Origin of the sequence: Aeromonas sp. HMWF014 (assembly GCF_963878295.1) — a bacterium.
Classification (GTDB): domain Bacteria; phylum Pseudomonadota; class Gammaproteobacteria; order Enterobacterales; family Aeromonadaceae; genus Aeromonas; species Aeromonas popoffii.
This window is the reverse complement of the sequence record NZ_CAWNYS010000033.1, coordinates 11,467-25,904: the sequence shown is the minus strand read 5'-3', so window position 1 is coordinate 25,904 and position 14,438 is coordinate 11,467. Positions and strand designations below refer to the sequence as shown.

11 protein-coding genes are annotated in these 14,438 nt (G+C 57.8%); 8 read left to right on the top strand and 3 right to left on the bottom strand.

Annotated elements, in window-relative coordinates:
• Positions 1–304 (top strand): hypothetical protein (locus AAC083_RS01190; RefSeq protein ID WP_219927932.1); only part of this gene is annotated, 304 nt, incomplete at its 5' end.
• Positions 304–2,289, top strand: a complete 1,986-nt coding sequence (locus tag AAC083_RS01185; RefSeq protein WP_258224851.1) for a DNA phosphorothioation-associated putative methyltransferase — start codon at positions 304–306, stop codon at positions 2,287–2,289. The genes AAC083_RS01190 and AAC083_RS01185, both read left to right, overlap by 1 nt.
• Here the strand turns inward: AAC083_RS01185 and AAC083_RS01180 are convergent.
• Both AAC083_RS01180 and AAC083_RS01175 read right to left on the bottom strand, forming a co-directional pair.
• Entirely contained in the window at positions 2,190–3,251 is a 1,062-nt protein-coding gene (locus tag AAC083_RS01180) for an HNH endonuclease (RefSeq protein WP_108537859.1), read from the bottom strand. The genes AAC083_RS01185 and AAC083_RS01180 overlap by 100 nt on opposite strands.
• Positions 3,235–3,861: a class I SAM-dependent methyltransferase gene (locus AAC083_RS01175; RefSeq protein ID WP_258224850.1), complete on the bottom strand. Its 627-nt coding sequence runs from the start codon at positions 3,859–3,861 to the stop codon at positions 3,235–3,237. Before AAC083_RS01175 ends, AAC083_RS01180 begins: the two co-directional genes overlap by 17 nt.
• A gap of 261 nt (positions 3,862–4,122) precedes the next feature.
• Here AAC083_RS01175 and AAC083_RS01170 point away from each other — a divergent pair, with 261 nt between their 5' ends.
• From AAC083_RS01170 to AAC083_RS01160, 3 genes are all read left to right on the top strand, one after another.
• On the top strand, positions 4,123–9,321 hold the full coding sequence (locus AAC083_RS01170; RefSeq protein ID WP_108537857.1) for a RecQ family ATP-dependent DNA helicase: 5,199 nt from the start codon (positions 4,123–4,125) through the stop codon (positions 9,319–9,321).
• 332 nt (positions 9,322–9,653) lie between these two features.
• Positions 9,654–10,712 (top strand): PQQ-dependent sugar dehydrogenase, encoded by a 1,059-nt coding sequence (locus AAC083_RS01165; protein WP_108537856.1) that lies wholly within the window; start codon positions 9,654–9,656, stop codon positions 10,710–10,712.
• A gap of 29 nt (positions 10,713–10,741) precedes the next feature.
• On the top strand, positions 10,742–10,858 hold the full coding sequence (locus AAC083_RS01160; RefSeq protein ID WP_287145766.1) for an entericidin A/B family lipoprotein: 117 nt from the start codon (positions 10,742–10,744) through the stop codon (positions 10,856–10,858).
• A 19-nt stretch (positions 10,859–10,877) separates the two neighbouring features.
• Here AAC083_RS01160 and AAC083_RS01155 read toward each other — a convergent pair whose 3' ends face one another.
• Positions 10,878–11,666, bottom strand: coding sequence for a DeoR/GlpR family DNA-binding transcription regulator (locus AAC083_RS01155; RefSeq protein ID WP_108537855.1), 789 nt, complete (start codon positions 11,664–11,666; stop codon positions 10,878–10,880).
• A 255-nt stretch (positions 11,667–11,921) separates the two neighbouring features.
• Here AAC083_RS01155 and ltnD point away from each other — a divergent pair, with 255 nt between their 5' ends.
• From ltnD to AAC083_RS01140, 3 genes are all read left to right on the top strand, one after another.
• The gene (ltnD, locus tag AAC083_RS01150) at positions 11,922–12,830 is read left to right on the top strand and encodes an L-threonate dehydrogenase (RefSeq protein WP_108537854.1); all 909 of its coding nucleotides are present in this window, start codon (positions 11,922–11,924) and stop codon (positions 12,828–12,830) included.
• Positions 12,827–14,077 carry a 3-oxo-tetronate kinase gene (otnK, locus tag AAC083_RS01145; RefSeq protein ID WP_108537853.1) on the top strand — a complete coding sequence of 417 codons (1,251 nt, stop codon included), beginning with the start codon at positions 12,827–12,829 and terminating at the stop codon, positions 14,075–14,077. Before ltnD ends, otnK begins: the two co-directional genes overlap by 4 nt.
• On the top strand, positions 14,070–14,438 hold a 369-nt coding region (locus AAC083_RS01140; protein WP_258224849.1), incomplete at its 3' end, for a class II aldolase/adducin family protein. The genes otnK and AAC083_RS01140, both read left to right, overlap by 8 nt.

Below are 14,438 nucleotides of genomic sequence, written 5' to 3'. Positions count from 1 at the left end.
CCCCGGCATAGCCCCCACCCTTGATCAGCATTCAGCCTGTGAACTCAACAAACAGGGGCGACTTGTCTGTCCTCGGCAAGGGGCTGCTATTGACTTGATATACCCAAGGAAAAACAGCTATCAGATTGCCCTGTGGCTGGCTCAACACACCCCGTTTGATCGCCTCTATCTCTATGGAGCGGATAAACCACTTCATATCAGCTATGGACCGGAGCAAAGTCGCATGATCGTACAGCTGGCAACTCATCAAGGTCGACGCATCCCCAAGCGTCTTACCCTCGAACAACTCAAAGGTCTGTGTTGATGCTAAGCCCCGAGCGTTTCACGCAACTGGTCGCGGCCCTGCCATACAAAAAAGTGCTGCCCGATGCGGTCTATCTGCACAAAGAGACCCTGGCTGCTACCAGCCCGCTGCTTTATCGCTTTGTCTGCGCCGTAGCTCAAGCGCTAAAGCTGCCAGAAAATGAGTGGGACCTGCTCAAATTGGCCAAGAAAGATTTCCGGCTGTCACTGCTGAGCTACCCCAGCTTCTTTGATGAGGCCTATCCCAGCCTCAAGCAGAGCGTCACCGTTGATCTGGCCAAACTGAGTCATACCGTTACCCGCTACGACAACCAGGACAATCCCCCCATTCTGCATCGCAAAGAGTGCATGCTGACCCCCGATCACCCACAGGCAGAGAGCTGTCGTCAGATCACCGAAGAGGGTGAGTTGGCGGGACTTTACGATCATCCCCGCATGATTGGCTTTAAAGCCTCGTGGGAGCGGCTGATCGCAAAACATGGCTATCAACTGGTTGATGGACGCCTGTTTCGCACTTCTGCCCTGTCGCCTGAAGAGTGTGGCCCACAGATTGATCGCCATCAGACTGCGCTAGTACGTCATGAGCTCTCGGCCCCCATGAAGATGCTGGCCCGCCATGGTTATCTCAACGGCGATCATTCGTTGTTTGATTACGGCTGCGGCCGGGGGGATGACCTGCGTGAGCTGGAAGCACACGGTATTGACGCGCTGGGCTGGGACCCGAACTTTCGCCCGGATGGCGAGAAGGTGGTCTCCCATCTGGTCAATCTCGGTTTTGTGATTAACGTGATTGAGGATCAAGATGAGCGGATGGAGGCGCTGCTCGGAGCCTGGGAGCTGACCCAAACCCTGCTGGTCATCTCGGCCATGTTGGCCAACGACAGCTTTATTGCCCAGTTCACCCCTTATAAAGATGGCGTCATCACCTCTCGCAACACCTTTCAGCGCTACTACAACCAAAGCGAGCTCAAACACTACATAGACAGAACACTGGATGAAAATGCCATCGCCGTTGGGCCCGGCATCTTTTACGTGTTCAAAGACAAGCTCGAAGAGCAGCGCTTTTTGGCGCAGCGCCAACGCCGAAGCCACAGCTGGCAGCAGCTGACCTCACCCACTCCCAACCATCAGGCCACTGCAGCACTGCTGATCGCTCGCCATCAACCGCTATTTGAAGCCTTCTGGCAGCGGGCGCTAACCCTTGGCCGTATTCCGGCCAATGACGAATTTGAACAAAGCGACGAGTTAAGGGAGATAGCAGGCAGCCATCGCAAAGCCATGACCCTGCTTGGGCAGCATTTTGACCTGGTCCAGCTAAAAAAGGCCGAACAAGAGCGACAGCAAGATCTGCTGGTCTACCTGGCACTCAACCTGTTTGGCAAACGACAAGCCTATACCCAGTACCCCAGCGAGTTGCAGCGGGATATCAAAGCCTTTTTCGGTGGCAACCCACAGGCACAGCAGGCCGCCAAAGCGCTGCTCTATCAGATTGCCGACATTGCCCTGATCAACCAGGCCTGCGAGCTGGCCCATCAACAGCTACCCAACAGCCTGCTCTATCCCAGCCATTCACTGCTGCTGCACAAATGCTTTATTGCGCAATTACCGCCGCTGCTGCGTGTCTACCTGGGGGCGGCTTGCCAACTCTATGGTGACGTGACCGATATCGATGTGATCAAACTGCACATTCGCTCCGGCAAGGTGAGCCTGATGGGATATGACGACTTCAGCAAACCCATTCCCTATCTGGTGGAGCGGGTGAAGATCAAGATGGCCGAGCAGGAGGTCGATTTCTTTGACTATATCAATGCGCAGACTCGGCCAACCAAACGTTTGAAAAGGACCACCTCGCAAGAGGTGGCCCTTTGTTATCAAGCTTTAAAACCTCATAAAAAGCGCAGGGGAATATCCACACTAAGGGCTGTTACATCCACAAACTCGTCAATACCACGCCACAACCGGGCATGCTCACGGACGGCCTGCTGATAGGCCCAAGTGGCGATGGCAGTAGAACGCTCGGCATCGACGCTCACCAAGGGGGCCAACTCGCCAGTAAGGTACGCCCCATGAGTCAGGATATTCTGCTCGTACCAGGTATCCCTGTGCTCGGGAGCGGCGAGAAAATCCCGTTTGCTCCGGTTACAGTTGGCGTGTGCCAGTACGAAGTTGTGGCCCAAATCGATTGGATAACGACGCCAGGGAATGAAATGGTCTACCTCGCCAGTCCCGTGTATCGCCTTGTTACAGTAAAAACAGGTTCCCCCCTGCAAGTCCCTCAATACTTCCCCTACCCGCCCCAGCGCCTGACGGCTTGAACCAAAGAGAAAATTCTCCAGCCCCACGCTTGGGCCAATCAGTGGCTGATTCCCCTTGATGTCGCAGATAAGCTGCAGCCAATGCTGTCGGGAGAGGGAGACCACCAAATCGTAAAAGCGGTGGAGACAGTAGAGAATGCCGGGGTTAAGGCAGATATGATCCTCGCCCCTTTGATGAGGATAGAGGTGGCACTCCTCTCGCCCACCCAGGATCTGCAGGCGCCACAAGGGACCCTCAATAAGGATGCGTCGAACTCGGGCAAGGAGAGGCCGCCAAGCGTCGTGACGACGCAGTGCAGTCACCGAACGGACACCCTCTTCACGCAGCCGTGACAACTCCGTCAGCATGATGGCCTGACGACCGCTGCTCTGCTTGAGCAAGGTGGCTGTTTCTCCCGTCGCCGAGTAGGGCAGACTGTGCTGCCAATAGAGCTCCACAAACTTGGTGGCCAGTTCGTCCAGCGTAATGGTGCGAGCCACAGTCAGATCATGGGTCTCGCTGCTGCGCTCAATTGCGATATCTGCAATCCCGTGGAGCAAGGCGCACTTGTAAGTGGCAACAAAATCGCCTTCGGTAAAGATACGTTGCAAATAAGCAATAAAGGCGAGTTGCTGCTCAGGGGAGGCGTGCATGCTCGCCCCCAAGGATCAGACTCTGCCAACTCAACCCGGTACGCGCCAAGGCATCCCCCTGTGGTTCTGACACATGGAGCAGTGTCATCCCCTCCCCCAATGCAAGCTGCTCGACGTCATCGGTAGCCACCGGGTACATGGCTCGCTCCCGCATCTCCTGCTCCGAGATAACCAGGCGAAGACTCAGTACCAGATAACCATCTGGTGAGAGCAGCTCATGAAGACGTGCCAGCGCCAAGGGACGGGATTCCGGGGGTAGATGCATCCAGACAGCACTGAGCAAAATCAGATCAAAAGTGCCCGTCACGCGAGAGAGAGCAGGCATAGCGTCATTGACCCACGTCACCGCAGCCTCACGGGTATGACATTGCCCCTGTAGAGCGAGTGCCTGACAGGGCTCGACAGCGACCACACAGTGGCCCCGATGGAGCCCGGCTAAAAACGCGGCATCACGACCACTGCCAGCCCCCACATCGAGCAACCTGCGCGGCGCAGCCAAGAGCCAAGGTTCCAGCAGCGTGAGCCAGTCGCCGTGAACAGCGCGAGCAGATACCTGCTGGTAACGGGTCGCCAATTCGGTGGCGTGGCGCTGGTAGTAATCGAGGGACACAATGCGTTCCGATCGGAGAAGGAAGTGAAATAGTCTCACAAGATCAGTGGGTTGACCATGACAAGGACGACACTTTCCAAACATGAGCCATTAAGGATGCAGGGACATTTACCAAAACGGGATGCCAGCCAAAAGAACTGAGACCAGAGGGCTCTGAATGATGCCACCGTTCAACATTTCGGGTAATATTCGGCCAACTCACTGATCTTTTGGCACTTATTATCGCCATGAGAGGTCAACGCCAGATGGAGATGGCTATTGATGAACTCGACTGATGTCGTGGCCCTGTTTGGGGATGACAAGATTCTTTCCTTTGACCTTGAACTGACCCGGGATGAAAAGCTCCGTCATCTGGGTGCACTCCTGGCTGATCGTGAGCTCAATCTCAAGGGCCCGCAGGATCTCTCCCTCAAGGAGTTAAATGCGCTGGCACAAGAGGCTGATGTGGTCCTTGGCCACAATATTCTCGATTTTGATCTCCCCTGGTTGGCCAAACAGGCTGTACGCCCCCAGTTGCTTCTCGAAAAACCGATAATAGATACCCTCTATCTATCTCCCATTGCCTTTCCCAAAAACCCCTATCACCGCTTGGTCAAGGATTACAAACTGGTTCGGGATACCCTCAATGATCCGGTCGCTGATGCAAGGCTCGCCTTGCAGATTTTCTCGGAACAGTTGATAGCCCTGCAAGCCTTACCCCTACCCCAATTGCAGCTTTATCAACACCTGTTCAGCCAGGGAGTCATGGCGCAATTTAACACTCAGGGTCTGTCACTGGTGTTTGCAAGGCTTACGGGCCGTCCTCCAGTAAGGGTCTCTGAGCTACCCACCCTGATCAAGAGCATTGCCCATGAGAAGGCTTGCCCCAATCAGCTCAACCGAGTGATTGGCGATGCCCTGCGTCAACCTATGCTGCTGTTACCGTTGGCTTATGCCTGCGCCTGGTTGCCCGTTTCCGGCGGCAACTCTGTGCTGCCACCCTGGATTTGGCGCCGCTTTCCCCAAACAGCAGAGATCATTCACACAGTCCGCGAGCGCCACTGTGGTCATGCCGACTGCAGTTATTGTCAGGAGAACCACGACGCACGCCGCCATCTGCAACGTATCTTTGAGCTCGACAACTTCCGTAATTTGCCTGATGGGACACCATTGCAGAAGACCTTGATCGAGGAAGCCATGGCTGGCGTCGCACTGCTCGGAATCCTCCCCACCAGCGGCGGCAAGTCGCTCTGCTACCAACTCCCGGCACTGGTTCGCAACCAGCGCAGTGGCGCGCTCACGGTCGTGATCTCCCCCCTGCAGGCACTGATGAAGGATCAGGTGGACAACCTTAAATACAAGGCCGGTATCGAAGGGGTTGCCGCCATCTCGGGGCTGCTGACGCTACCAGAGCGAGGCGCGATTCTTGAGCAGATCCGCATGGGGGATATCGCCCTGCTCTATATCTCCCCCGAGCAGCTTCGTAACCGCACTGTCAAACAAGCAATACGACAACGTCAGATCGGTGGCTGGGTATTTGACGAAGCGCACTGCCTGTCGAAATGGGGACATGATTTTCGCCCTGACTATCTCTACTGCGCCAAGGCCATCGCCACCATTGCCAGCGAGCAGCAGGTCCCCATGCCTCCTGTCTTCTGCTATACCGCCACTGCCAAGCCGGATGTGATTGAGGATATCTGCGCACAGTTTCTCGACAAGCAGCCCCGACCGCTTCGCAGACTGGAAGGGGGGGTTGAACGTACCAACCTCGAATATGCCGTCGTTGAGTGCCCAGGACTCAATAAACAGGGCCATATCCTCAACCTGCTCGAGCAGTTCTTTGGCGGGGAGAAGCCCGGCTCCTGCGTTATCTACTGCGCAACCAAGCGTAGCGTGGACGAGTTGGCTGATTTCCTCGGCCAGCAACAATCCCTCACCGTCGCGCGCTTTTACGCCCGAATGGACAGTGCCCAAAAGAAAGCAACCCTCGAACAATTTATCAGTGGCGAGATCCGGGTCATCTGCGCGACTAATGCCTTTGGGATGGGCATCGACAAGGATGATGTGCGTCTGGTCATTCATGCCGATATCCCCGGCTCGCTCGAGAACTATTTGCAAGAGGCGGGGCGAGCGGGCCGCGATACAGAGCAAGCCCACTGCGTGCTGCTGTTTGATGCACAAGACATCGAGAAACAGTTCCAGCTCGAGGCCATGAGTGAGGTCAGCCTGCGCGATATCAAACAGATCCTGCGCGGAATAAGACTCCGGGCCAGCAAAGGAGGCAAGCAGGAGAACAACCCGCCACTGGTCGCAACCAGCGCAGAGCTCATCAACCAGCCAGAGGTGGAAACCAGCTTCGCTGCCGATGACAACAATGCGGATACCAAGGTCAAGACAGCTATCGCCTGGCTCGAGCGAGCTGGCTATCTGGAGCGCAGCGACAACATCACTCAGGTATTTCAGGGACGCCCCCTGTTTGCGTCCACCGAGGAGGCGATGAAAAGGGTAGACAGTCTGAAACTGGCTCCCAAGGCCAACGCCATCTGGCAAGCTGTTATCCAGGCGCTGATGAGTGCTGCCGATGATGATGGTCTCAGTGCCGATACCATTGCCGAAGAGGCAGGCCAATACATGGCGGACCAAGGAAGTGGTGTTCAGGCCAGCGAAGTGATGCGGGTACTCACCCAAATGGCGGATGTAGGTCTGCTCTCTCAGGGGATGTTACTGACTACCTGGCTTCGCCCCAAAGGAAGAGACAACGCCCGGGTGCTCTGCGGGCAAGTGCACAGTATTGAAAAGGCGATGCTGGACACCTTGCGTGAACAAGAACCCGAACCTGATACAGGGCAAGGTCTGATCTTTAACATTCGACTGGTCAATCAGGCCATCAAAGATCTGGGGCATGAACGGAGTAACCCTGGCTTGCTGCGCAATTTGCTGACCAGCTGGTCCCAGGATGGTCGCTCGGGGGGCGAGAAAGGCTCCATTGATGTCAAATATCTCTCTCGGGATCTCTACCAACTCACCTTCAACCGTACCTGGTCCCAGATTGAGCAGACGATTGATCAACGCCATCGCGTCACAGGTGCCACCCTCGATTTTCTCTACACCCTGTTGGCAAGCAGCGAAGAGAGTGTCCAGCGCCAGGTAATGCTGTCGTTTGCCCTGGAACAACTGGTCAAATACCTGCGAGAAGACATGGATGTGGCCCAGCTCATGAACAAGCGTGAGGCAAACAGCCAGCAGGAGTGGTTGCTCAAAGGGGCCGAGCGGGCACTGCTCTACCTGCATGAGCAACACGCCATCGTGCTGCAAAATGGTCTTGCCGTGTTCCGAAGCGCAATGACCCTCACTCTGACGGCGGAGCGGCAGCAGCAATACAACAAAGCAGACTATCAGCCGCTTGAACATCACTATCGCCAGAAGGTGATTCAGATCCATGTGATGAATGAATACGCCCGCATCAGCCTGGAACACTTCAAGCAAGCCAAAAAGCTGGTGACAGACTACTTCTCCATGGAAGCTGACAAGTTCCTCGGTCACTACTTCAAAGGGCGCAACAAGATCCTGGAACTGGCGACCAGCGAACACTCCTGGAAGCGCATTGTTGAAGATCTTCACAACCGGCCACAGGAGCAGATAGTCCAGGCACCACCCGAGCAAAACTTGCTGGTACTGGCAGGCCCGGGGTCAGGCAAGAGCAAAGTGATTATCCACCGCTGCGCCTACCTGATGCGGGTCAAGCAAGTCGCCCCATCCAAGATCATGTTGCTCTGTTACAACCATAATGCGGCGATGTCCCTGCGCCGACGCCTGACCGAGCTACTGGGGCGTGACGGAGCAAGGGTCTCGGTATTCACCTTTCACGGTCTTGCGATGAGCCTGACAGGTAATGCGGTGCAAAACCGGACCTCAGACGATATCGACTTTACCACCATCATTGATGACGCTATCAAGCTGCTCCGGGGAGAGCAGAGCCAGCTCGGTCTCGAGTTGGAAGAGCAGCGGGAAAAGCTGTTGGGGGGTCTGCAATTTCTGCTCGTCGACGAATATCAGGACATTGACGAACAGCAGTACCAACTGATCGCTGCACTGGTTGGAAAAAGCGAAGAGGATGAAGAAGCGCGCCTGCACCTGATGGCGGTAGGTGATGACGACCAGTCTATCTACGCCTTCCGCGAAGCGAACGTCAGCTTTATCCGTCGCTTCGAGCAAGATTACAACGCTCAGACGCACTACCTGACCTGGAACTACCGCTCAACAAGCCACATCATCGAAACGGCTAACCAGCTGATAGAACACAATCTGGATCGCATGAAGCGTTCGCATCCCATTGTGATCGATGAACGGCGCAAGATGGAGATACCGGGTGGCGCTTGGGAAGGGCTGGAGACTGCACGCGGCAAAGTCATCGTCCAATCCTGTACTGACGCGGCCCAACAGGCCGCTGAAATCGTCAGACACATCACACTGATTCGTGAAAAAGACCCGACATGCCCACTGGAGTCTATCGCAGTACTGGCTCGCAATGGATTGGATAAAGAAGAGCTGGCATGGGTACGTTCAGCACTCGCTGATGCTTCTATTCCCTGCAGATTTACCCTGGATCGAGAGCATGGCTTCCCGATACATCGCTGTCGCGAGATCTTGCGTTACCAGAACTGGTTACATCAACAAGGCCACGCACTCCTGACAGCGCAACAACTGGCCGATCCACTCCCTCCCCTTGATCAGGCAAACCGCTGGGAAACCTTGCTGTACGATCTGATTACCCAATGGCAGGAGAGTCAGGGAGAGCAAGCGCTGTCAGCGCACTATTTCCTGCAGTTCCTTTACGAATACCTGAGCGAACAGCGACGTCAGATCCGCTTTGGCAAGGGCGTGCTCCTCAGCACGGTGCATGGCGTTAAAGGGGAAGAGTATCGCCATGTTTTGATCCTTGATGGCGGATGGCAACGCTGCGCAGAAAGCACTGCGAACAACATCGAGGAAGAGCGACGCCTCTTCTATGTTGCGATGACCCGAGCAATCCAACGGTTAGTGGTTATGTCCCGCGCTGACCAGCGGCATCCCCACCTCCCCCTCATTGCCGAGCGTTGTTACAACGAGTCGATCCAGGCCACCGCCCCTGTACAGCAACGCCGTTTTGCCATCATAGGTATGCGCCAACTGGATATCGGTTATGCCGGACGTAGCAACGAAAACCACCCGATACACCAGCACCTGCGGCAATTACACGTCGGAGACGCTGTACGTATCGATATCGACAAGCTTCAGAAACTCCATGTTTTCCATGGTCAAACACCTGTAGCTCGTCTCTCCCAAAGTGGTCATCAGATCTGGCTGAATCAGTTTGCAACTATCCGGCACGCCAACGTCATCGCCATGATTGAGCGGAGCAAAGCACAGACAGACGACGCCTACCAGGAACAATGTCGAAGTGAGCGGTGGGAACTCCCCATTATCGAGCTGGAGTTATAACGGTCTGGGCGAAGAGTGCTCTATCACTCTCCGCCCAGGCAAGTCGCCACAACGGCATCATGTCGCGGATCAATAGTGAGTAAATTGATGTTGGCCGCTGCATTTTAAATCCACTTACAATACGCGCCCAATTTTCGTTGAATTCCTTTGATACTCAACCAATGTAATCGTCTAGTCCTGTTTCTCCTGCTACTGCTTTGGAACACGCCCTCATCCAGGCTCGTACAGGGGGGCATTGCTCCTGATGCTTCTGTCACGTCTCTCTATACTTCAGCGATATTGACCCACCCCGGCAACCTGTATTTTGACCGGTCACTGTAGAGGAGGCCAACATGCTCAGACTACTGGTACTACTGCTCTGTCTGATCGCGCCCGTCCGGGCTATCACCCTGATCCCGCTGGTCGAGGGGCTTTCCCATCCCTGGGGTCTGGTGCTGTTGCCTGGCGGGGAGTTTCTGATCAGCGAACGGACAGGCCGTTTGCTGCGCATCGATCCGCAAGGGGAGCGCCATTCGGTGCAGGGGCTGCCTCCCATCGCCAGCGCCGGTCAGGGGGGATTGCTCGACCTGGCCCAGGACAAGGAGGGCTGGATTTATCTGAGCTACAGCGAACCGGGTGAGGGCGGTGCAGGCACGGCAGTGGCCCGTGCCAAATTGCAAGATGACAGTCTGCACCAGTGGCAACTTCTGTTTCGCCAGCAGCCGAAAATGAGCGGGGGTGCCCACTTTGGTGCCAGGCTGCTGACAGGGGACGATGGCTACCTCTATATCACGCTGGGAGATCGCTATCAGGGGCGAGATCAGGTCCAGTCCCTCGATAACCACCTGGGCAAGACCATACGCCTGCATCTTGATGGCCGGGTGCCACAGGACAACCCCTTTGTACAGCACGCCGGAGCCCTGCCCGAGATCTGGAGCCTGGGTCATCGCAACATGCAGGGGGCAGCCCTGCACCCCGTCACTGGCCAGTTCTGGGCCCACGAACACGGTCCCCAGGGCGGCGATGAGGTCAACCTGATCCTGCCTGGCCGCAACTATGGCTGGCCCAGCGTCAGTTTTGGCGAAGAGTATGGCGGCGGCAAAATTGGTTCAGGCACTGCGGCCCCCGGTATGGTGCCGCCAAAGTGGATCTGGGTTCCCTCCATCGCCCCCTCCGGCATGACGTTTTATCAAGGCACCCTGTTCAAGGAGTGGCAGGGCGACCTGCTGGTCGGTGCCTTGCGGGGTCAGGCCCTGTTGCACCTGAAGATGGAGGGAGACAAGATAGTCTCGCAAGAACGCCTGCTGACCGAGCTGGGGGCACGGATCCGCACAGTCAAGGAAGGACCGGATGGCGCCATCTATCTGCTAACCGATGCCCCTGACGGACGCTTGCTAAAACTGATTCCCTAACTCACCTGAGAAGAAACAAGATGAAACACATGAAATATGGACTGCTGCTCTGCTGCGTCCTCTTGATGGGCTGCAACACCGTCAGTGGTATCGGCAGGGATATCGAAAAAGCGGGAGAAGTGATCCAGCGCTCCGCCAGTAAATAGGGCGTGGGCAGTGAGCCGCCTAACCGGCGGCCTGCTGCTCTGCCAACCAGGACACCAGCGTGAGCTTGACGCCATGTTGGGCCAGCACCTCGCGGGCGCTCTCCGGCAGTTGCCCATCCGTGATCACCTGATCGATCACTTCCCATCCCACCACGTTGAAAGTCCCCACCTTGCCATATTTGGACGAGTCGCAGATGAGTATGCGGGTAGCGGCCGCCTCCACCACGGCGCGCTTGACCGGCACCTTCTGTTCGCTGGGGGTGGAGATCCCCATGGCATCCCAGGAGGACGCCGACAAAAACGCCATATCAAGGTGCAGATTGCGCAGGAAATGAGCGGTCGCCTCACCGGCGCAGGACTGATTCTCCCGAATGACCTGGCCCCCGGAGTGATAGAGGCGGCAACGACCATGCTCGATGAGGTAGGCACAGACCATAAAGTCGTTGGTCACTATCATCAGATCTTCCCGCTGCGCCAGTTCGCGGGCCAGTTCGAGGGAGGTGGTGCCGGCATCCAGATAGATGGTGCTGCCCTGCGCCACCTGGGCGGCCGCGTTGCGTGCAATGGCCAGCTTGGCCTCCTGCATCAGGCTGCGCTTGGCGGCATGGGAGGGTTCGCTCTTGATACGCAGGGAGAGACTCACCCCTCCCGAAACAGAGAGCACTCGCCCCTGCTCTTCCAGCTTCTGGATGTCGCGCCTGATGGTCATGTGGGAGACCTGTAGCCGCTCGGTCAGTTCGGTGATGCTGACGGCACCGCGCTCGGCCAACAGGTGCAGTATCTGTTGCTGTCTCTCTACGGGGATCATGGGCAATCCGTAACGGTAAAACGGGTGTTCATGTTACCCCAGTGGAGTGGGAAATTTTGATAAAAAATCCCCCTTTCGCTCACTCCTCACATAAATTCACACAAAAATGACATCCAAAGCCATCCAATTGGCTCCAGACATTCACAAATAACAAAAATTAACACTTCGATAGTTAAAATTTGTGATGCCAGCCTGATTTTTGACCACAACAACCCCTTACTATCGGCTCATCCGTTGTAATCGAGGAATAGACAGATGAGCAGACCCTACCACGTAGCCGTCATCGGCCTGGGCGCCATGGGCATGGGCGCCGCCCGATCCTGCTTACGGGCCGGACTTGCCACCTATGGCATTGATCTCTCTGCAACCGCCCAGGAGCAGTTGCAAGCAGCCGGCGCGACCGCCGTCATGGCCGATGCCCGCCCCCTGGCAGAAGCACTGGATGCCGTCCTGCTGCTGGTGGTCAACGCCGCCCAAGTGCGCCAAATCCTGTTTGGCGAGAGCGGCCTGGCCACCCACCTCAAGCCGGGCACAGGCGTCATGATCTCCTCCACCATCGCTGCTGATGAAGCCGCAGCCCTGGCACACGAGCTGGCCGAGCTGGAGCTGCTGATGCTGGATGCCCCCGTCTCCGGCGGTGCCATCAAGGCCGATGCGGGCGAGATGACGGTGATGGCCGCCGGCTCCGACGCCGCCTTTGCACGCCTGCAGCCGGTGCTCGACGCCGTGGCCGGCAAGGTCTACCGGGTCGGCAGCGATCCGGGTCAGGGCAGCACGGTCAAGATCATCCATCAGCTGCTGGCCGGGGTGCATATCGCCGTGGCCGCTGAGGCCATGGCGCTGGCCAGCCGGGCAGGCATCTCCCTCGACCTCATGTATGACGTGGTGACCCATGCCGCAGGCAACTCCTGGATGTTCGAGAACCGCATGGCCCGAGTGCTGACCGGTGACTACCAAGCCCGCTCCGCAGTCGACATTTTCGTCAAGGATCTCAATCTGGTGGCCGACACGGCGCGAATGCTGCACTTCCCGCTGCCGCTGGCAAGCACGGCGCTCAACATGTTTCTCACCGCCAGCAACGCCGGTCACGGCAAGGAAGACGACAGCGCCGTCATCAAGATCTTCGACGGCATCAGCCTGCCGGGTATGGAGGGCACAGCATGAAACTTGGTGTCATCGCAGACGACTTCACCGGGGCCACCGACATCGCCGGTTTTCTGGTGGAAAACGGCCTCGCCACCATCCAGTTTTCCGGCATCCCGGCAGAGGCTGATCTGACGGGGGTTGACGCCGTGGTGATCAGCCTCAAGAGCCGCTCCTGCCCGACCAGCGAGGCGGTCCGCGACTCCCTAGCCGCCCTCGACTGGCTCAAAGCGCGCGGTTGCCCGCGCATTTACCAGAAGTACTGCTCCACCTTCGACAGCACGGCGGCGGGCAATATCGGCCCGGTGACCGACGCCCTGCTGACGGCACTGGACAGCCAACTCACCCTGATCTGCCCGGCGCTGCCGGTCAACGGCCGCACCGTCTATCAGGGAAACCTGTTTGTTGGCACCCAGCCGCTCGCCGAGTCGGGTATGCGCCACCATCCCATCACCCCCATGACCGACAGCAACCTGCTGCGGCTGATGGAGGCTCAGGCCGGGGGGCGTGCAGGTCTGGTCCCGTTCACCACCATCAGTCAGGGACCCCGCGCCATTGCCGACGCCTTTGAGCAGCTGGCCGCCGACGGGGTGCGCTACGTCGTGGTCGACACCCTCACCGAGCAGCACCTGTTGGACATCGCGGCCGCTGCCCTCGACATGCAGCTGGTGACCGGCGGCTCCGGGCTCGCCATCGGCCTGGCCCGCCTGCTCGGCGACGGTAATCGGGCTGCCGCCCGCGAGGCAGGAAGGCCGCTTTGCAACCGCGCCGTGGTGTTGTCGGGATCCTGCTCCGAGATGACCAATCGCCAGGTGGCCTGCTACCAGACCATGGCACCGTCCCTGGCTCTCGATGTGGCGGCATGCCTGACACAGGCCGATTACCCGGCCGAGCTGGCCCGCTGGGTCTTGAGTCAGCCGGCAACGCCAGCCCCCATGATCCACGCCACCACCAGCCCGAACGAGCTGGCCGCCATTCAGGCCCGTTTTGGCCGCGAAGCAGCGAGCGAGGCGGTGGAGCTGTGTTTTGCGCAAGTTGCCGTGCAGCTGCGCGAGGCGGGGGTGGAGAGCTTCATCATCGCCGGCGGTGAAACCTCCAGCCGCATCACCCAGGCTCTGGGTATCGCCGCCTTCCACATCGGCCCTCAAATCGCCCCCGGCGTCCCCTGGGTGCGAGCCACCGATGCCCCTCTGTCACTGGCCCTCAAATCGGGCAATTTTGGTGACGAAACCTTCTTCAGCCGGGCACAGGAGTTCTTCCATGACTGAACAGGCACTGCGCGACACCATGGTGATGCTGGCTGCATCCCTTTTCGAACGAGGCTATGCCACCGGCGGTGCCGGCAACCTCTCGGCCAAGTTGCCGGACGGTACCCTGCTCGCCACCCCGACCGGCTCCTGCCTCGGCCGGCTTGATCCGGCACGCCTCGCCAGGGTGAGCATGAGCGGCGAGCACCTGGGGGGAGATCGCCCCTCCAAGGAGGTGGCCTTCCACCTCGCCATCTACCACAACAATCCGGACTGCCAGGCCGTGGTGCACCTGCACTGCACCTACCTCACCGCCCTCTCCTGTCTGGAGGGGCTGGATCCGGCCAATGTGATCCGCCCCTTCACCCCCTACTACGTGATG